This window comes from Chryseobacterium sp. FH1 (assembly GCF_000735135.1).
Classification (GTDB): domain Bacteria; phylum Bacteroidota; class Bacteroidia; order Flavobacteriales; family Weeksellaceae; genus Epilithonimonas.
Genome location: NZ_JPLZ01000007.1, coordinates 46,965 through 66,249, shown reverse-complemented (window position 1 = coordinate 66,249; position 19,285 = coordinate 46,965). Strand labels below are relative to the sequence as shown.

The 19,285-nt window shown below is 35.4% G+C and carries 17 protein-coding genes; 3 read left to right on the top strand and 14 right to left on the bottom strand.

Features of this window, described 5'->3' with window-relative positions:
• Nucleotides 1-4 precede the first annotated feature (4 nt).
• The 12 genes from IO90_RS16155 to IO90_RS16100 form a co-directional block, all read right to left on the bottom strand.
• Nucleotides 5-802: a DUF6089 family protein gene (locus IO90_RS16155; RefSeq protein WP_081871846.1), complete on the bottom strand. Its 798-nt coding sequence runs from the start codon at nt 800-802 to the stop codon at nt 5-7.
• Between the two features lie 178 nt (nt 803-980).
• Nucleotides 981-3,485 carry a polysaccharide biosynthesis tyrosine autokinase gene (locus IO90_RS16150; protein WP_034969654.1) on the bottom strand — a complete coding sequence of 835 codons (2,505 nt, stop codon included), beginning with the start codon at nt 3,483-3,485 and terminating at the stop codon, nt 981-983.
• A gap of 1 nt (nt 3,486) precedes the next feature.
• Complete coding sequence (locus IO90_RS16145; RefSeq protein ID WP_034969650.1) at nt 3,487-4,341, bottom strand: polysaccharide biosynthesis/export family protein; 855 nt, start codon at nt 4,339-4,341, stop codon at nt 3,487-3,489.
• A 30-nt stretch (nt 4,342-4,371) separates the two neighbouring features.
• The gene (locus tag IO90_RS16140; protein ID WP_034969646.1) at nt 4,372-5,478 is read right to left on the bottom strand and encodes a glycosyltransferase family 4 protein; all 1,107 of its coding nucleotides are present in this window, start codon (nt 5,476-5,478) and stop codon (nt 4,372-4,374) included.
• 30 nt (nt 5,479-5,508) lie between these two features.
• Nucleotides 5,509-6,516, bottom strand: a complete 1,008-nt coding sequence (locus IO90_RS16135) for a glycosyltransferase family 2 protein (protein ID WP_034969642.1) — start codon at nt 6,514-6,516, stop codon at nt 5,509-5,511.
• Nucleotides 6,517-6,519: 3 nt separating this feature from the next.
• Nucleotides 6,520-7,590, bottom strand: a complete 1,071-nt coding sequence (locus IO90_RS16130) for a formimidoylglutamase (protein ID WP_034969638.1) — start codon at nt 7,588-7,590, stop codon at nt 6,520-6,522.
• 5 nt (nt 7,591-7,595) lie between these two features.
• On the bottom strand, nt 7,596-9,152 hold the full coding sequence (locus IO90_RS16125; protein ID WP_034969635.1) for a hypothetical protein: 1,557 nt from the start codon (nt 9,150-9,152) through the stop codon (nt 7,596-7,598).
• Nucleotides 9,153-9,192: 40 nt separating this feature from the next.
• Complete coding sequence (locus IO90_RS16120; RefSeq protein WP_034969631.1) at nt 9,193-10,320, bottom strand: EpsG family protein; 1,128 nt, start codon at nt 10,318-10,320, stop codon at nt 9,193-9,195.
• Between the two features lie 86 nt (nt 10,321-10,406).
• A complete protein-coding gene (locus IO90_RS16115; RefSeq protein ID WP_131450905.1) occupies nt 10,407-12,071 on the bottom strand; it encodes a hypothetical protein in 1,665 nt (554 codons plus the stop codon).
• A 21-nt stretch (nt 12,072-12,092) separates the two neighbouring features.
• Entirely contained in the window at nt 12,093-13,166 is a 1,074-nt protein-coding gene (locus IO90_RS18520; protein WP_051878851.1) for an acyltransferase family protein, read from the bottom strand.
• A gap of 15 nt (nt 13,167-13,181) precedes the next feature.
• Nucleotides 13,182-13,508: a PKD domain-containing protein gene (locus tag IO90_RS16105; protein ID WP_131450904.1), complete on the bottom strand. Its 327-nt coding sequence runs from the start codon at nt 13,506-13,508 to the stop codon at nt 13,182-13,184.
• A 47-nt stretch (nt 13,509-13,555) separates the two neighbouring features.
• Complete coding sequence (locus IO90_RS16100) at nt 13,556-14,905, bottom strand: hypothetical protein (protein ID WP_034969620.1); 1,350 nt, start codon at nt 14,903-14,905, stop codon at nt 13,556-13,558.
• A gap of 319 nt (nt 14,906-15,224) precedes the next feature.
• On the opposite strand from IO90_RS16100, the gene IO90_RS16095 reads away from it, so the two are divergent.
• Together IO90_RS16095 and IO90_RS16090 are read left to right on the top strand one after the other, a co-directional pair.
• The gene (locus IO90_RS16095; RefSeq protein WP_034969616.1) at nt 15,225-16,331 is read left to right on the top strand and encodes an Mrp/NBP35 family ATP-binding protein; all 1,107 of its coding nucleotides are present in this window, start codon (nt 15,225-15,227) and stop codon (nt 16,329-16,331) included.
• A 70-nt stretch (nt 16,332-16,401) separates the two neighbouring features.
• Complete coding sequence (locus IO90_RS16090; protein WP_034969612.1) at nt 16,402-16,653, top strand: NifU family protein; 252 nt, start codon at nt 16,402-16,404, stop codon at nt 16,651-16,653.
• 39 nt (nt 16,654-16,692) lie between these two features.
• Here the strand turns inward: IO90_RS16090 and IO90_RS16085 are convergent, their stop codons facing one another.
• Nucleotides 16,693-17,031 (bottom strand): YkvA family protein, encoded by a 339-nt coding sequence (locus IO90_RS16085; protein WP_034969609.1) that lies wholly within the window; start codon nt 17,029-17,031, stop codon nt 16,693-16,695.
• Between the two features lie 102 nt (nt 17,032-17,133).
• Entirely contained in the window at nt 17,134-18,150 is a 1,017-nt protein-coding gene (locus tag IO90_RS16080) for an NAD(P)H-dependent glycerol-3-phosphate dehydrogenase (RefSeq protein ID WP_034969606.1), read from the bottom strand.
• A gap of 186 nt (nt 18,151-18,336) precedes the next feature.
• Between IO90_RS16080 and IO90_RS16075 the strand changes: the two genes are divergently transcribed.
• The gene (locus IO90_RS16075; protein WP_051878849.1) at nt 18,337-19,221 is read left to right on the top strand and encodes a M23 family metallopeptidase; all 885 of its coding nucleotides are present in this window, start codon (nt 18,337-18,339) and stop codon (nt 19,219-19,221) included.
• The last annotated feature ends 64 nt before the right edge of the window (nt 19,222-19,285 follow it).

The window sequence follows — 19,285 nt, the reverse complement described above, 5'->3', positions numbered from 1 at the left end:
GTTCCTATTTACAATAACAAGGTGGTCTTCCAAAAGAATAAGACAAAATAAGTGTTACAGAATTAACCCAGTCTTTTGAGTTTGGATTACCAATATTTCTCTGCTGAATAAAACCTTGCACAACGGCAGCGGTTTGATCGTCATTGAGCGCTGTTGTTCTAACCGTTACATCGCCTTCTTCCAGACTGCTGTAATCTACCTGATCTGAGAAAGTTGGTCGGAAAAGGAATTCTCCAGACAATGCCCAGTTATAATTAAATTTATACTTGAGACCAACTCCAAAAGGAAGTCCCATTGTAAATGTTCTTTTTTGTAAATAATTCACTTGTACATCGGAAGCAGAATTGATTGTAAGTTCTGGCTTGGAAGCATTCATATACAATCCAGAAACACCCCCAAAGATGTAAGGACTTATCATACTCTTCTGCTCGTCATTGACTGGCAGGAAATTATATTCGAAAAGTAAATCGCCTGAAAATATGGAGTTTGTCCCCCACAATTTTCTCATTCGCCTGTAATCCTCTTTGGCATATCTGTCATCAAACTGGATATTACTAAAACCTAAATTAAGTCTTACAGTTTGATAAGGATTAAAATTCATACGATACATTATGCCTCCGTAGAAGGGCAATCCGTAATCCGCGATGCTACCCATAGGTTTCTGAAGAACGTAATTGGTTCTTCCAATATCTCCAACAAGGTTACTTATACCCATTTGCACCCCAATCTCATGTCTTTGCGCACTGGCAAAACTGAAAAAGCAAAATAAGGCGATAATGGAATAAGTTAATTCTTTCTTCATTTTCAATATACTGAAACGTCTATTAGTCAAAATTTTGGTGCAAATATAAAACATTTTTAGCTTAAGCAAATTCTTAAAGTTTAGTTAAATAAGGACAACTAATTATAATTTATTGTTATAAAAACGAACATATCTTGAAAATAGTCTTTAAAAAAAATAAAAGCCTTAATAAAGGCTCTTACTTTCTGTTGAAAAACATTTTCAGTTTGTTCCTGATTTTTATAATCGTTGGTTCTTTGTAATTTTTATCTTCATCAAAGTAACCATAGCCATACCCGTAACCATATCCGTAGCCATAACCGTAACCGTAGCCATAACCTTGTTTCACACTGAAATCGTTATACACCAAACCAAGGCTTGTTACTTCTTTGTTGAAATATTTTTCGCTGATCATACGAAGCATGTGTTTCTCGGTATATTCGTGACGAACGACATAAATCGTGGTATCTGCTTTTTTAATCAGTTCGAAAGAATCTGCTACCAATCCTACTGGTGGCGAATCTATAATGATGTATTCGTATAGATCTTTTAGTTCATCAATGAACTTCATATTATTATCACTCATCAAAAGCTCTGATGGATTTGGAGGAATTGGCCCTGAAGTAATTACATCCAATCCTGCTATGCTGGTATGATTGATAATATCCTCCAATGCGACTTGCCCAGTGAGATAATTAGAAATACCATTTTTATTATTAATCTTAAAATCACCGAAGATTTTCGGCTTTCTAAGATCCATTCCTAACAGAACAGCTTTTTTACCACTAAGCCCCAATACTGAAGCGACATTGATGGAAATATAAGTTTTCCCCTCACCACTAATGGAAGATGTAACTAATATTACCTTGCTCTTCTGCTCCTCATCAAACAAGAATCTCAAATTTGATCGAATCGCTCTAAAAGCTTCTGAAATTGAAGATTTTGGCTCTTCTAAAACCGTTAAGTTATTATCGTAATTGTTATGCCCTACAACGCCTAGAAGTGGAATTTTGGTCGCAGAAAGTAATTCCTTAAGATTTCTAATTTTATTATCCAAAAATTCTCCAAGTAATAAAAATAATAGCGGAATCAAAAGTAAGCCACCTATAATTTGCACTTTTGTAGCATTAATATTTGGAGCAATTGGTCCTTGTCCTAGATTTTTTGCTTTATCAATGACTTTCAAATTGCTTTGATTGGTTGCGACACGCATTTGAGATTTTGCCTGCTCAGACAACAACGTGTTGTAAGTACTCTCAATAATGTCATAGCCTCTTTGTGCATCCAGGAAAATACGTTGTTTCTCTGGAAGTGTCACCAATTCTTGATCTATCTTTCCAATATCAGCATTGAGGTTAGACAATTTATCATAATAAGTTTGGAAATATTTTTTCAATCCATCTTGCGAAGTAAACTTTGCTTCGTTGATCAATCGATTGATCTCCCGCATCGGTTCGGAATTGGGCGTGTAAATCTGCGACATTTCTCTTCTTTTCGCATACAGCATCTTGAGCTCAGAAACAGAGGCATTGAAGTTTCCATCTTCTATTCCTGCGATATTAAGACTAATGATCTTCTCAATACTATTTGTACCAACGGAAGCTCTGATATCATTAAGAGAATTGATTTTTGTCATCAACTCTGCTCTTTGAGTCTCAAGATCAGTGAGTTTTCCAATTGTTTTGGAGTCTATATTCGCCATATCAAAAAGGCGATTATTGATCTTAAGATTATTAAGAACAGTGGCACTGGAGTCAAGTTTTTTGCGAATACTCAAGAGATTATCACTCAAATACTTTACGGTATTCTGATCTACCATATTTTGATCGGAGAGTCTTTTGATCACCAATTCATCAACAGAATTATTAAGAAAATTAACGGTACCATTCAAGTTGTAGCCTGATTTGCTAATAATCATAATAGAAGGCAATTCCTTGTCAAATTCTACTCCAAGAGTTCCGATAATGCCATTTACGGCTTGATTTATAGGAATCAGAGTCACCATGATATTGTCCAAACTAATATTACTGGCAATCGGATTTTTAACCAATTTGAATTTCAGATTTGGAGTTTCATACCAGTCGTTGACAGATAGTATTCTGTTTTGAGGTCGGGGATATGAAGGAACCTTCTCTACAGATTCTGTATTATAGTTGTACAGATTTGTAGAAAGTCCTTCCTCCGGCAAAATAACTTCGTATTTATCTTTTCCTTTTGGAAGAAGGGTAATGGTATAATTAACCTGTTGCAAATGATCTTTATCAATTTCCAAAAATACTGGACTATCTTCCTGATCCAAATACGTAGTTTTGATAAGACCCTTTGTCGTATAATTGGTATTGAGATCCAGCTTCTTAACCAGATATTCATTATGGCTTCTAGAAAGTAATATTTTTTTCAGATAAACCCCATCCTGATTTCCACCTTGTCCCCAGATGAAATTAATGGATTGATTGGGCGTGAAATAGCTTGAAGTGTTATTTGAAATACTCAATGATAAGCTGGATGCATAAACTCTCTGTGCATAATACTTACTATAAACATAAGAAATGCAATATCCCAGAAACCCTAAAATAACAAACCAATACCAATTCCGTAAAACTCGCTGCACAAAATGAACTGGATCAAACAAATTGAATGATCCCATTTTCTCAGCAACTTGCGCTGTTTCTTGCGGACTATTTCCGTTTTTACCAGGAATCATATTACAATCTCGTTATGATTAAATAAATAGACATTACTGTTGTAATGAGAGATACACCTGTAGTCAAAGTCTGAACTGGCTCTTTTCCAAATCCATTGATGCTTTTCCCATTGGTATTCAAATAAATAATATCTCCGTTTTGCAACCAGTAGTATGGTGAGTTCATCGCATCTTCTCTGGTAAGATCTAGTTTTGCCGTTTTAATGCCTTCTGGATATTTTCTATGAATGGTGATGCTTTTTCTGTCCACTGTACGGTTGAGTCCACCATTGATTGCAAGTGCTTGCATAATATTAAGCTGAGTCACATATGCTGTTTTTTCACCTGTCATTTCCACGGATTCCATATCGCCTAATATGTAATAACGTATTCCGTCTAAGTTAAGTCTTGCTTCAGCTTTTCCCTGGAGGAAGTTTTCATTTACCCGTTCTTGGATCTCTTTCGTCATATCTTCCAGCGTTCTACCTTCGGCCTTCACATAGCCTATTCCAAAAACATTCACGTCGCCGTTGGAATCTACTTTCAAACCATTGAAGTAAAATGTTGGATTTCCTCCTCTGCCTCCGGCTCCACCTGATTGTCCACTACCAACTACATTGCCTGTACCAGTAGATGATGCATTAAGGGAAGAATAAAATTGAGCCGCATCGCCTTTGGGAGTTGTAACTACATTCAAAGTAAGAATATCGCCCTTTGTAATCCTATATTCCGGAACGTTGTAAGGAACCAAACCTTCTTCATTGATGGTAAGACTTTCGCTTGGCTGCAAATATCTAATGTCTTTTTGCGATATGCAAGAAGATAAGCCTACTAGGATAAACAGTAATAATATGTTAAATGAATAACGTTTTTTCATCAATTTGTTTTTTGCAAAAATATAACAATTTTAATCTTTTTTGAACCTCAATAGAAATATTGGTAAATAAGCTCCCACAAAACCCAGTACCATTATCAATGAGAGTAACAGATTTACATTCAAATGTCGAGAAAAATATGCTACTATAATTATGAAAAGATAATAGGCGATAATGTAAGATGTCGAGCGTTTATGTGTCAAATCAAGGTTCAGTAATTTGTGATGGATGTGGTTCTTATCTGGAGACAAGACAGATTTCCCGTGATATAACCTAGTGATAATCACTGTAATTGTATCAACAATTGGAAGAATTAAAATGGCTACTGCGATCACAGGGGCGGATTCTAAATGATAGAAGACGTCATCCTTTTTTGCAATGAAAATATCTATAAAAGAAATCGCAGTAAAGGACAGTAGAAAACCTAAAATCATAGATCCTGTGTCTCCCATGAAAATTTTGGAACTTCTCTTATTTGAAAGATTATAAAACAGGAAGCCCAGAGATGCGGCAATGAGAATGACGCAAAGGATAACCAGTGGATAATTGAGACTCCCCAATCGATAAAAACTAATCCCGAACAGTGCACTGGTAACGATTGTATAACTGCCTGCCAAACCGTCGATCCCATCAATCAAATTAAAAGCATTAATTAAAATGATAAATGTAGCAATACTAAAAATGACACTTACAAAATAATTGATCTCATAAACACCGAAAAGCCCGAATAGACTTGTGATTCGAACATCGGAACAGATAACCATCAGCGAGGAAACCAAAATCTGAGCAAGCAACTTTTTGTAAGCTCGCAAAACCATAATATCATCCATTATCCCAACAAAAAAGAGGATAATCAATGATGCAAAAAGAAATTTGTAACGGTCAAAAAGTTCGTAAGCGAAAATCGGAGCACAAACCCCAAGTGAGAAAAAAACCGCAATACCACCAAGATTGGGGATTTTGCGAAGGTGAGAACTTCTGGCTCCTGGCTCATCCATCAGATTTTTACGTCGTGATATTTTGATAATTGTAGGAATTGCCAAATAGGTAATCAAAAATGAGAATGTAAATCCAAAAATCATCTTGAAATAAAAGAAAGATATTCCGTGATTTTCTAGAAATATTTCGAAATTACTCATTGGCGCTTTTAATTTTTCTGGATTTTAATTTCATTTTATTAATCTCCGGATAAGTCCCTTAAACCCGAAAAAGTATAAGAGGTAATATAATTTTTTTTTCAGTGGCAAAGATAACAGATAATTCTTACCAAAGCGATTAAATTGTAACATTTCTTTAGTTTTCAAGCCTTTGTTTGCGATAAAATCGTCTAATTTTTGAGACATTTTATAAAAATCCTCATCTTTTTTTACGAAGGCCAAATAAGCCAGAAAAGTGTAAATACCTTCCAGAATTTGAAAATTCTTAAGAGCTTCTTTTTGATTTGAAAATCTGCTTTTATGAAATGATTTCTCCACGGTCTCTACAGCATTTAAAATATCAAGACCTTTCATCGTATGACTTTTGCTGATGGAATCTTGCCTTTCCAAATATTGATAATGAAAATCCGGTGTAAAAGCTAAAACATTGCACTCGAGCAAAAGTTGTGGAATCAACTCAATATCTTCAAAATGAATTCCTTTTTTGAATCTTTTTTCATTAAACAAATCTCTCCTAAATAACTTGTTGCAGGCAAAATAGGAAATATCTGAAAAAACAGAAAGATGATTTTCAAGAACAATTTTCTCGGGAAAACCTGGAAGTTGGGTCAACTTTTGAGTGACGTTTCCGACCTCATCGACTTTTTGAAGATTACAAATCGTCATTTCCGCTTGATGTTTTTCAGCAAGACTGTACATCTCTTTAAACATCGTTTCCGAAATGTAATCGTCGCTATCTACAAAACCGAGATATTTTCCTTTCGCCCTGTCAATTCCGAAATTTCGCGCATCGCTGAGACCGCCATTTTCTTTGATGAAACCAAAAACTCGATTCGGATATTTTATTTGAAAATCCTCGATGATTTGTTGAGAATTATCCTTACTTCCGTCATTGATGACCAAAATTTCAATTTCCTTCAAAGTTTGATTGACCAAGGACAACAGACATTTTTCCAGATATAATTCGACATTATAAACGGGAACGATGATTGAAACTTTGATAGGAAATTGAGGATTCATATTTTAATTTCTTGTAAATCTCGGACTTAGAAAACCTCTTTTCGCCTCGTCAAAATCCGAACGCGAGCACGGAATGCAATTGTCAATCTTCTCATCCTCGCCAAAATACCAAAGATTGCTGAAAACATCACGTTTGAAAGCATATTGCTCATCTTTGATCAAAACAAAAAATGTTTCAAAAGACTTCTCTTTCGGATGTGATCTTTGAATATTGATTCCCTCTATCAGATACCAAAGCATTTGTGCTAGAAGTTGGTGATTGAGCTGAGAATCAGAGTAAATATTATAATTGAAAATCCCGACCGACTTCAGTTTTTCGCCAAGTCCTATTTCCTTCATATAGGCACAAACTTCTCTTTTATTAAGGCCATTCACTTGCGGATTGATGGAAAAAGCCTCGTTGAAACTTTCGACAGCATCACAGTTGATGGTTACAAGATCTGCTTTTCGGAAGTAAGGTTCAGTTTTCTCTGTGGAATTCATCATCTCTGCCAATCGGATAATATCGAACTGAACTTCCTTGATGAGTTTCACAGAATCAGATTCATTCAGATGTTTCTGATAGCCAAGGTGATGGTAATTTTTTATCGAGAAATTTTTGGAACCCAAAATCTTACTTAGGAAATTTGACTCGTGGATTTCTTCATCCTGTTTCAGAGAAACCACATTGCTGATTTGAGTATAATTGATGTCTTTCTGATGAAAACTGAGCGCGGAAAAAAGCGAAAAAGCAAAGTCATTGCTTCCGCCAATCACGACAGGAATCGCGTGTTTGAAGTGACAAGCCGACAAAACCTCCTGCAAAATGTAATGCGAATCCTGAGGCGTCTTCCCAGAAACCAAATCACCCAGATCCACGATTGGAATATCAAAATCGAGTTGAGACAATTTGTAGAATTCTCTTCTGATTTGCGTAAATTCCTGACTGTCGGCATCGCCGTTTGCACCGCGGTAATCGGACAAAAACAACAACACAATGCTGTCTTCCTTGATTTCGTTGGTAATCTTGTCTCCGATCTGCCAATTCTCGGTTCGGACTTTTCTTGGTGGAATAATAAAATCTTCGAAGTTCATTGATTCTATTTTATAATATTAATGATGACATCTTTTGGCGTCTTTTTAGAAAACTCAACCAATTGATTTCTTACTTTATCTGTATTTTCTTTTTTAATGGAATAGAAAGAAACCGTAGTTCCTCCCGCCATATAATTGTTCTGAATCGTCAATGTTCCCACTTTCGAAAAATAATCAGGCATTTTCACCCATTCATCAAAAACCAAAGCGACCTCAAAATCCTGCAACTTCGCAGTATTGTAAATGTATGCCTGAAGTTTTTTGTTATCGGTAAATTTCCCGTGGTCTTCTTTTCGAAGTTTCGCCACTTCTATGCTTCCGAGTCCGTAGGTATCAAGCAAATGAATATTGTTGAAATAAGTAATAGCACCAATGTCATTCGCTACCACTTTGGAATTTCTATAATATTTATGAAGAAAATCTGCGAGCTGAATTTGTTGATCGAAAATATTTTTTGAAGCTAATGATTGAAGTTTCAGCATCGGAACAAATCGCATTGAGAATGTAATTAATAACAAAATTACCGTTGTAAATTTCAAAACTTGATTTCCGACTTTCTTTTGAAAAACATCATCTGCAAAAGGCGCAATTGCAAATAGAATCACAACGACCAAATACGCTTCATACCGAATCAGCCAGCCGAAATTGGCAAATAACAAATGAATTGCAAATCCACAAAAGACAACAATTGGAATCGCATTATTTTTAATTTTGTCAATGAAAATAATTTGATTTTTTGATTTGATGAAAATCTGTACTAATAAAATTAGTATTAATATTAAAATCGAAATTCCACGGTAACCATTTCCCGCGACTCTGGTCAGAAAACCGACAACACCGTCATTGGTATTTCCTTTTAGAATCAAAGAATTTGGAAGAAAGAACGAACCGTGATCGACAGAAATCCAACCGTAAATCAAAACCGGCGTCATCGCAAACAATCCCAATGCAATGCTTTGAAAATATTCTTTCTTGATAAAGAAAAGATAGACGCACATAAAAAAGATAAAGAATAAACTTTCGTAACGGAAACCTGTTGCTAAAATCGCCAGCAAAGCCAGATTAGAGAAATTTCTCGGCGCTTCATTTTCCAAATATTTTTTGAATGCGAGCAACACTAAAACCATTGTCAAGGTGTGGAAAACGTGCTCCATCCCTGTCATTATCATCAGATGCAATGGCATTAATAAAACGATTGAAGCCAGAAAAACAGTGTAAGTCAATTTTGAAAACTGCTTCAGATAATTATGAGAAATCCAAATCAAAAACAGTCCAGCAATCGTATTTGCAACCAACGGAATATATTCCCAATTTCCAAAAACCTTAATCAAAATCGCTAACAAAAATGTGAAAAGCGGAGAGGAAGTCGTAGAAGAAAACTCATATTGCGTAATTCCCCAAACACTGAATTCTGCAAAGTTCTTAGCCATAGACAAGTGAATGTAAGCATCATCCAGCGGATAAATATATCGCCCTGCAAAACCAGTCACCGCCTGGATATTGAAAAAAATCAATAAGGCAAGAATTAGAAATATGAATAAAAGTATTTTGTTTTTTTTCATCTTTAAAATAAATATCTTCAAACGCGCATAAGCATCAATCTTAATAACTCCACAGGAAGTTCATATATGTATCAGGTGTAAATCTTCCCGCTCTACCTTGATATTGAGCAAAAACGAAATAATAAAATATCATAAAGGCCACAAAAAAGAAATGCCAGAATCTTCTGGTGTTCACTTTCTCCATACCAAAAATAACATTGGGAATCAACAATGACCCAAATCCTATATAAACACCTACCAATCTGGTAGAAAATACGGGATTATCTCTGAATATAAAGTACAGACAAACCCCGACAACCATAATATTCCTTATATATTCGTAATACCAGACTCTTTTACAGGCATCTTTATCATACATGATCAGTAAAAAAGCATTGAGAATCATAGTGCCATCCATAAAAGTTGATGCCTTGTCCTCATAGCCGATGTAACCATTATAACCATTGGAAACTTCTTGAAGGTTTAGACTGCTTAGAAACCCTGAAAATAAGTTATAAACCTGAAATGGTGAAAGGATAACGCAAGTGATAATCGCATAGAAAATCCGGTTGGCATTCAGTGGAATCAACACAAGCCAATAGGCGGGAAGAAAAATAACCGCTGACTTGTGAAAACCATAAGCAATGTAAAGACAGAGAAGAAACCAAACTAACTTTCTTTCCTTGATGAATTGATAAGAAAGAATACAAACGGACATCCCCAAAGCCTGTCTCATGTGTCCGCTGTCTGCAATGAAATATCCTGGAATAAGTAATAATAATGCGGAAAACACTGGATAAGCTGAGTCTTTCCTAAAGGTCCAAAGTTTTATACCAACCGTGATACAGGCACTTACAAATGTAAAAGACTGAAATGGACCTCCAAATGAAAAGACAAATTTATTAAGCAGAACATACATCCACTCGATATCCAAACTTGTTTTCCGCATCAGCATCTTATCTACCAATTCGGAATAATCTATTGTGGGAAAATATAAATTGTAAAAAGATCTGTAAACAGGATAATCTGCACCAACATTCCCCCGCATTCCTGCAAGTAAAATCATAATAATGGCCACCAGCCAAATTGTAAAAGATGATTTTTTTTCTCCTTTGCCATACACTTCCTGAAAACTGAACATGATCAGTATTACAAAAAGAATTGTAAAAGCTGGATGTAGTACTATCATTAAATTCTTTTAAATAGAAATTAGATTTGACAAAGATAATTTTATTTTCAGCATTTATTATAATGATCTTAATTCTTCATTATTATTTAAGGATTAATTTTGATTTGAAATATATGAGAATCAAGAGTTTTTAAAAACACACGGCTGGCAAAAATTCTGAGATATTTATCATAGCCTTTTATGGTAATAATACACGATACATAATCTTTTTTGAATTGGGGCAAATCATCAATATGTTTGAAAACAATCTTATTAAAATCATCTATTTCAATTGTTTTGACATTTTGGAACGTTTGTTTTTTGTTGATAAAATCCCCTGCAATCCAAAATAAATCTGGCTTTTGTTTGAAAAATACTTTTTTCCGAAAAGCCGCATGATTTTTCATCACTCTTGCGTCGTACTCTTGTGGCGAGTGTGCCATTTTCAAATTATTAAGAGCCAGCATATCGATTGTTTCTCCATTATAAACGTAACCACAACTACCTGCCGCCATAACGCCCTGCGAAGGAAAATCATTTATTACTGAGAACAACTTATTGAGTTCTCTCGAATGGAATCTCTCATCTTTTGCCACAATAAACTCGTGGGCAAGTTTGGACTCATGCTTTTTAATAATATTATAATTATGAAATGAAGAAAAAAAGACGAATAAAACTAAAACTGGTATCGCAAAAAGGACATTAATTCTCTTCGATTCTAGTTTTTGAAATAATGATGTTGTGCAAACCGAGATTAGAATCAAAGGAATCGTAGGTTGCATAAATCTATAATTGGCAAAATAATCGCCACCTGTATAAAACGGAATAAAAAGACTTAATAAAAAAATACTAAAGAGAAATAGAAAATCAAAGTTCTTTCTATTAATAAGCATTTTCAACTTTTCATTTTTGCATAGATAGATAAAGCCGAGTAAGTCTACCATCAAAACAACAGTAATTACTGGATTGTAAATTAAAAAGCTTCCCACATATTTAAGTCCAAGATACAAATTATGGGAAATATTTGTGGAAACTTTTGCATAGTAGGTATTAGGAAGTGGGTATCCAAAATAATTAATCCTCCATTGGACTAATAAGAATAAAGAAAATGCAAATACCAGTAAAAGACCGATATTATTAAAAATAAACTTGCTATTTCTGGATATCAGGAATTCTTTATAAGTGTTGAATATTATAAAAAATGGGATCCATAACATAGCTTCTGGACGACAAATTGTCATCAATATAACATAAATACTCAATTTTGAATAATGTATGCTCCTGTCTTCTGCATTAAACTCTAAAATGTCAATTGCCGGCATAACTAGCAAAAAACACCATAATCCTGTCTCTAGCAATGATAAGATCGTCCATTCTATAAATCCTGGTATTACTAATAATACAGCGAGAAGAAATAGAAAAATGCTAAACCCATTGGTTGGAAATCTCTGGTAAAAAAAAATTCTTAGCCTAAACAATATAATACTAATGAGAATGATATTGAATACTATTAGTAAGATGTTATAATATTCAGACAACTTAAACAAGAGAGCTCCAATCAATGTCCACAATAATGATGTGAAACCTTCTACTTTCTCTCCACCCTGGTTGAATACAAATCCGTAGCCTTTCGCAAGGTTTCTCATATAGACAAAATAAATATTTGCATCATCTATACCAATGAGAGATTTAGTATTAAGTACATAATAGATAAGCGTGGCTAGTAATAGATAAGCAATAATGGGCCAAAAGCCCTTTGTTTTTTTTTGCATCAATTGTTGTGTTTTTGTGTTTTATTTACTTCCGCTTATTAAAAATTTTCTTACAATGAATTTCCTACTAGGTTCTTCATAATATTTATAAAATGCTCCTGCCAAAATTAAATTGAAACCTATTAAGCTGAGAGTTTTGAATATTGCCAATGGATAAAGCGGTAAATCTTTGGCATCTAACCAGCGAAAAGGCATCTTGAGTATAAAGAACGGAATCAACTGAATGATGTAAAAGCTAAATGATATATTTCCTAGATAAATCAATAATTTATGATTAAATAAAAAGTCAACATAAGTTGGGTAGGACAAAGAGAAAATCAACCCGCACAGTGGAATAACACAATAAGCATCAACATTGAGACCTACATTCCCATACAGTAGCAATAGAAATGAAATGATGCTAAACGAAAATATAAATAATGAAATGTTCCTAGAAATATCAAAATTCAATCTACAGTAACCTAAAAGCATTCCCAGAATAAACTCTAGAAATAACCTTTCTAATCCAAAGTTAGTTAGCTTTTCAGTATTATCGAGACTGAAATCTCGGGTATTGGCCCATTTAAAAATAAAGAACATAACTATAAATAGAATTGCCATTATAAATACTTTTCTGTTTTTTTTGTAAATGAATGCAAATGGCACAAATAAAAATAAATAGGCAAACCATTCCGATGAGATACTCCAAGAGGGAACATTCCAACTATAATCATCATTAATACCCCAAGAATGAATCATCAACAAAATTGATGGGATAAGTTCTGGAAATAATTTCAGTTCTTTCTGATGAAAAAAATATTTACCAACATACAGCATTATTGCAACAATTATAAAACTGATTACATGCATTGGATATATTTTTGCAAATCTCTTTACAATAAAATTCCAGTACTTCTTGCCCGTGATATCTTCTTCAAAGAAACTTTTGAAGTAAACATAAGTGAGTATAAAACCACTCAGAATAAAAAACAGATCTACCCCGATGTAACCTCTTTGTAAAAAAAGACAATCCAATTCTTGAATATAAATAATAGCGTGATATAAGTATACCCATAGAGCGGCATAAAATCGCAAACCCGTAAGATTATTTAGCATTATTATATCCTTTATTCAAAAAAATCTTGGAGAAGCGCTAGATGCTATTTTAATAGTTCTAGTAGAAGTTGAACTTCCATTAGCATTACCAACAATCAATTTTGCGACATATGTTCTTGAGGAAGGATAAGTGACGACCGGATTCTCAATTGTAGAAGTAGCTGACAATCCACCCACAAATTCCCAAAAATAATTTGTGGGATCATTTGTACTTTCATTCACAAAGCCAAAAACATTAGAACTTTCTGAAGAACAATAATTACCTGTAAATTTGGAAATTGGTTTTTGCCCATAAAGAAATAGGACAAGAAACGGCAATACTGCCGTGTAAGTTTTCATCATTAGTTGTTTTTTGCAAAATTAAGTAAAAAAACAACCCGACCAAGAAATTACCAGTAAAAATTACCAATCATCTGCATTCCAAACGTCTGAAATAGACAGAGATAAAACAAAATTCTGAATTGGTCTGAATCAATATTTTTCAGCAAAATCAAAAAATAGGGTACTAAAAACAAGCAAGCCCTCGCCGTTTCGCCCGTCCCGTAAGCGCCTGTCAAAAGCATTGCCGATAAAGCGGAAATGGCTGAGAAAAACAAAATATTGATTTTAGGATTTTCAAAAACTTCCGTTCCAGATCTCTTCGAGAAGAAAACAGCCAAAAATCCAAAAGACAAAAACAAAAATATCTCGCCAATATCTTCCAACCTGGTCACAAAATAAATAAAAGGCTGATGAAAAAGTCTGAAACCATCGGGGTTTTCGGAATGTGAAGCTTGTAAGAATGTGTCAAGATGATTGTAAGTTGTTGTGGAATAAATCAAAAGGAAACTCAATACAAACAAAACCGTTGCCATCAAGCTCAACCAAGCGAAATTCCATTTTCCTTTGAGTAAAAAGTAAAAACTAAAACAGCCTAAAAATGCAAACAGAAATAATCCGGAAAACGTAATCAAATTCGTTAACAGCAATCCTGAAAAGATGAATAGAAATGACCAAACGTCGATTTTATTTTGATCAAATATCCTCGCAAATCCTAAAAGGAAAATCAAAGTTGATGTCAAAACTAAAGAATCGATGGAGACTAATAAATAAATATTGACCGCTGGAATCACCGCAAACAAAAGCAACATCCACTTTCTTCTCGATTCTTCAAAACCGAGATGATATAGAATTTTATATAAAATAAAGAAAGACAAACAGCCGATCGCAAAAAACGAAATGGCTAAAGTTTCAAGATTTGAAACATTTAAGATCCAATAATGCAAAAGCGTGACAAATGGTGGATGGGTTCTGGTGTGAAGCTGAAAATGCTCTAAATTTTTCGTGAAATCACGCAACCAAACTGTTCCATCTGTAATATTAATCGCGTCAGCATAATATTGTCGTCCTTTCAAGTAAAATGGCTGTAGAAAGGCAATATCAAAGTTCCCTTGGCTCAGATTCCCCAAAACAACAAGAATGATGGCAACCAAAAAAAGAAGATAAACATTCAGTTTTCCTGAATAGTTGAAAGCGTAAACTCCGGTTAGCAAAAAGAGAAAGGCGAACACAAATCCGCTCCAAAGAAATTGATTAGGATAGATGACAGAAATCGGGAAAAGCGGACCAGTTCCTGTAAAACCGCCCTGCATCTGATAATAAAAATTGGCACCGGCAATGGCAATCCAGATAAAAATCGCAACAAAAAAAACCATCCAAGGAAAGTTCTTCAGCGTTGCCCATTGTAATTTTTCTCCCATCCTGAGTTGTGTTTCGGGGTTTTAAGTGTCAAAAATATTAATAATACTTTAGAAAGTCTTTAGTTTTTTATGATTGTCCTGATTTTTTGCGATTATCCTGATTTTCGCAAGAGGCTTCGATGCCGTTCAGCCTGACATTTAATAAAACCATTGTTTATTATTAAAGTTGTCACTGTTCATCTCAAAATCACTAAAACACTCCAACCCTCCCACCCAACACACCTGCCAAAAATCATTAACATAGACAAAATCACAAATCGTATTGATTCTAAATTAATTTTAAAATCCGTAAATTTGCAGTATTAAGAATCAAATTTTTATGCTGACGAAATCAAAGGTTCAGGATTTCCTGAAAGAGATAGAAGTGGAAGACCTGGTAAGTAATTTTCAGGTGATGGGAGACGATATTTATATTGATATGACGGCGCATTCTCCGGCAATGCACGAGAAAAAGAAACTGGAAGTGGCTATGAAGCAGGCTTTTGCTTCGGAATTTGGAGAGCACGTGAATCTTAAATTGAAAATCACGTCTCCGGAATTGCCTGCAACGCCGGTGACCAACGAAATCAAAGGAAAGCAAATCGCTGGAATTCAAAATATCATTGCCATCGCTTCCGGAAAAGGTGGCGTTGGGAAATCTACTGTTGCGGCAAACCTTGCGGTGACGTTGGCAAAAATGGGTTTCAAAGTTGGATTGCTGGATGCGGATATCTACGGACCATCTGTCCCGACAATGCTTGATACAGAAGGTCAAAAACCAATCTCTGTGGAAGTAAACGGCAGAAATCTGATGAAACCAATTGAAAATTACGGTGTGAAAATGCTGTCCATCGGATATTTCTCAGGTGCAAACCAAGCGGTTGTCTGGAGAGGACCAATGGCTTCGAAAGCGTTGAATCAGATGATTCGTGATGCGGATTGGGGCGAATTGGATTTCTTGTTGATTGACCTTCCTCCTGGAACTGGTGACATTCATCTATCTATCATTCAGGAAGTTCCGGTGACTGGCGCGGTGATTGTGAGTACGCCTCAACACGTTGCTTTGGCGGATGTGAGAAAGGGAATCGCGATGTTCAATATGGAAAGTATCAACATTCCGGTTTTGGGATTGATAGAAAATATGGCTTATTTCACGCCGGAAGAGCTACCTGAGAATAAATATTATATCTTTGGCAAACAAGGTGCTCAGTTTATGGCAGAGGATTTGGGAATTCCGGTTTTGGGAGAGATTCCATTGATTCAGAGCATCAGAGAAGCTGGTGACGTTGGAAGACCGGCGGCGCTTCAAGAAAACTCAACGATTTCTGAGATTTACGTGAAGACTGCTCAGAATATGGTAGAAAGTCTTGTTGAGAGAAACAAAAATCTACCTGCAACCGAAGCCGTGAAAATTACAACGATGGCGGGTTGTTCTCCGAAAAAGTAATTAGCTTTTGGTGATTGGCTTTTTGCTAATGGCTTAAAATCGGGGTAATTTAAAAAGGAAAATATATAAAATGGATAATAATACAAATCAAATTCAGGAAGAACTGGTAACCAAGGTGATGGATGCTTTGGAAAGCATTCGTCCGTTTTTGCAGAAAGACGGTGGCGATATTGAATTGGTTGACGTTCAGGAGAAGAAAGTGTTCGTAAAACTATTGGGAAGCTGTTCCAGCTGTGGTATCAGCAGTTCTACGATGAAGCTGGGTGTGGAAAGCACCATCAAGCAACACGCTCCGGAGATTGAAGAAGTCATCAGCGTTTAGAAATAAAAATCCCGATTCAGTTTTGAATCGGGATTTTTTTTATTCTACTATTTCAGCATCCTGAATTTCGCGGTTGCCTTTTCTGAGTTGGCTTTCCCAAAGCAGGAATTTGTCCACTTCTTTCATCAGCATTGGAATGGCCAAAGCCAAAATTGCCAAATCATCCAAAGCCCCTACAACCGGTACAAAATCCGGAATGATATCGATTGGCGAGATGACATAGATTAATGCCAACGCGGGAATCAGGACATCGGTGAATTTCATTTTGTATTCGCCTCTGTACCACAATTTGAACATCCGAATCACAGAAGGAATCTTTTGGAGAAATCCTTTGTGTTTGATGGCTTCTTGAGCTAATTTTAACTTTGAATATTTCATTATTGTTTTTTGTGTTTGTTACTTTAACGGAGCAATATTTACAAATTCTATTCCAATCAATCCATAGAAAATTGTAATGTTTTGTTAATTAAATCATTAATGCTAAGTCAGTTTTTCCGTGAGTTTTGCAAATTGTTTCTCGGCATTTTTCCCTTCGTAAAGAATATCATAAACAGCATTGATAATCGGCAATTTCAGCTTTTTCTCTTCACAAATAGAATAAATCCCTTGCGTTGCATAATAACCTTCCGCAACCATACTCATCGATTGGATGGCAGATTTCACGGTGTATCCTTTTCCAATCAAGTTTCCAAGGTTTCTGTTTCTTGAGAACAAGGAATAAGCGGTCACAATCAAATCGCCCAAATACGCGCTCTCATTCACATCTCTTTTCTCAGGATAAATGGACTCCAGGAAAATTTCCATTTCGCGAATGGCATTGGAAACATAAACGGCGATGAAGTTGTCTCCATAGCCCAAACCGCTTGCAATCCCAGCTCCAATTGCATAAATATTTTTTAGAATCGCAGAATATTCGTTTCCGAGAATATCGCAACTTGTATTGACCTTTATATAATAAGACGACAAAATACTTTGCAAAACATCAGCGTCTTCTTTCCCTGCCACAGCAACTGTCAAATAAGACAATCGTTCCATCGCCACTTCCTCCGCATGACAAGGTCCAGCAATCACCGCTTGATTTTTAAATCCAATTTTGAATTGGTCTTTCAAATAATGCGCAACGATGTCATTATGCTTAGGAACAATCCCTTTGATGGCAGAACAGAATAGTTTGTCCTGATAATCGCAAGTCAGTTTCTCCATTGATTCTGCTAAATAGATGGACGGAACCGCCAAAATTATCACGTCACAATTGGAAACCAACTCGTTGATGTCCGTGGTAATTTGAAGTTTTTTTAAGTTGAAGGAAACCGTTGTCAGGTAAGTTGGATTGTGTCCACGCTGTTCTATGGCACCTTTCACGAATTCATTTCGGACGCACCAATGCACGGTTTTACAATTCTCCACCAACATTTTGACGATAGCCGTTGCAAAACTTCCGCTACCTAAAACGCCAACACGTATATTTTTAGATGATTTTGTCGATTTCTTAGTCATTCTTGTCTTTCAATTTCATTATTACAAATCTAATGTAATTTGTGAGTTTACCTAAATCTAAATTCCATTTTACAATATTTTAAGAATAATTAACTTTTATTAAACCAATAATCATTGATAATGAGGATTGACATTGAGAAAAATAAAATTTCCTTATTTTTGCAATCCATTTTAAAAACATCATTAATGGTCAATTTTCTGAAATCGAAAAAGAAAACGAACATAGTGCTTCTTTTACTTTTGTTAATCTGTTTTGTTCAGGCTTTCGTCATCGCAAAACTTTATGAAGGAACCGATGACAAAGTGTATGAAGTCAATCTTGTAAAAATCAATAATGAAAAAGACAGCGTTGATCACCTTCAACTTAAAACCGACCTTGCAGTCGTTGATCAAAGCATCAGAAGCATCGATGGATTCTTGAAATCAAAAAACGTCTCAGACCTTAGAATTGAAAAACTCGCCAAAGACAGCCTTCAAAATGAAGTTTACCTTGCAAAAGTGAGCAACCGATACAGCCAATACTTGGTTGATCTGGAGGAAAGACTGCAAAAAGTTCCATTGGGAATACCGACCGATGGTTACATTTCTTCGAATTTTGGAATCAGAAAAAATCCAATTCCTCCGAAATTAGATCCAAAAGCTGTAGCACAATCAAATGTTGCCGAAGAAAAAGACAGCCTTGGAAACGTGATCAAAAGACAAGCGATCGTAAAAGAAGATAAAAATGCATCCAGCAACGCCCCGGCAGAAAAAGACCAAATGCAGTTTCACAAAGGTCTGGACGTTGCGGTAGCTTACGGAACGCCGGTGAAAGGTGCTGCGTCTGGAAAAGTTATATTTGCAGGCTTGAAAGGTGGTTACGGCAATTGTGTCATCATCGAACACGGAAATGGCTTGGCAACGCTTTACGGCCATCTTTCGGAGATACTTGTAGAAACCAATGACAGGATAAAGGCTAACCAGATCATCGCAAAATCTGGAAACAGTGGCCGTTCTACGGGACCTCATCTGCACTATGAAGTTCACAAAAACAATCAGCCGATCAATCCGAGGTTGTTTTTGAATTTTTAATTTAATATGTCTTCGAGAGCCTCAGACTGACAAATGAAAATCTATTCTCAACATTGTTAATCAC

Bases quoted from the DNA above. Each gene is read 5' to 3' on its own strand.
- IO90_RS16125 (WP_034969635.1), bottom strand. From the start codon at position 9,152: ATGAAAAAAAACAAAATACTTTTATTCATATTTCTAATTCTTGCCTTA.
- IO90_RS16095 (WP_034969616.1), top strand. From the start codon at position 15,225: ATGCTGACGAAATCAAAGGTTCAGGATTTCCTGAAAGAGATAGAAGTG.
- IO90_RS16100 (WP_034969620.1), bottom strand. From the start codon at position 14,905: ATGGGAGAAAAATTACAATGGGCAACGCTGAAGAACTTTCCTTGGATG.
- IO90_RS16085 (WP_034969609.1), bottom strand. From the start codon at position 17,031: ATGAAATATTCAAAGTTAAAATTAGCTCAAGAAGCCATCAAACACAAA.
- IO90_RS16140 (WP_034969646.1), bottom strand. From the start codon at position 5,478: ATGAGTAATTTCGAAATATTTCTAGAAAATCACGGAATATCTTTCTTT.
- IO90_RS16075 (WP_051878849.1), top strand. From the start codon at position 18,337: ATGGTCAATTTTCTGAAATCGAAAAAGAAAACGAACATAGTGCTTCTT.
- IO90_RS16150 (WP_034969654.1), bottom strand. From the start codon at position 3,485: ATGATTCCTGGTAAAAACGGAAATAGTCCGCAAGAAACAGCGCAAGTT.
- IO90_RS16135 (WP_034969642.1), bottom strand. From the start codon at position 6,516: ATGAATCCTCAATTTCCTATCAAAGTTTCAATCATCGTTCCCGTTTAT.
- IO90_RS16080 (WP_034969606.1), bottom strand. From the start codon at position 18,150: ATGACTAAGAAATCGACAAAATCATCTAAAAATATACGTGTTGGCGTT.
- IO90_RS16115 (WP_131450905.1), bottom strand. From the start codon at position 12,071: ATGCAAAAAAAAACAAAGGGCTTTTGGCCCATTATTGCTTATCTATTA.
- IO90_RS18520 (WP_051878851.1), bottom strand. From the start codon at position 13,166: ATGCTAAATAATCTTACGGGTTTGCGATTTTATGCCGCTCTATGGGTA.
- IO90_RS16145 (WP_034969650.1), bottom strand. From the start codon at position 4,341: ATGAAAAAACGTTATTCATTTAACATATTATTACTGTTTATCCTAGTA.
- IO90_RS16120 (WP_034969631.1), bottom strand. From the start codon at position 10,320: ATGATAGTACTACATCCAGCTTTTACAATTCTTTTTGTAATACTGATC.
- IO90_RS16105 (WP_131450904.1), bottom strand. From the start codon at position 13,508: ATGATGAAAACTTACACGGCAGTATTGCCGTTTCTTGTCCTATTTCTT.
- IO90_RS16130 (WP_034969638.1), bottom strand. From the start codon at position 7,590: ATGAACTTCGAAGATTTTATTATTCCACCAAGAAAAGTCCGAACCGAG.
- IO90_RS16090 (WP_034969612.1), top strand. From the start codon at position 16,402: ATGGATAATAATACAAATCAAATTCAGGAAGAACTGGTAACCAAGGTG.
- IO90_RS16155 (WP_081871846.1), bottom strand. From the start codon at position 802: ATGAAGAAAGAATTAACTTATTCCATTATCGCCTTATTTTGCTTTTTC.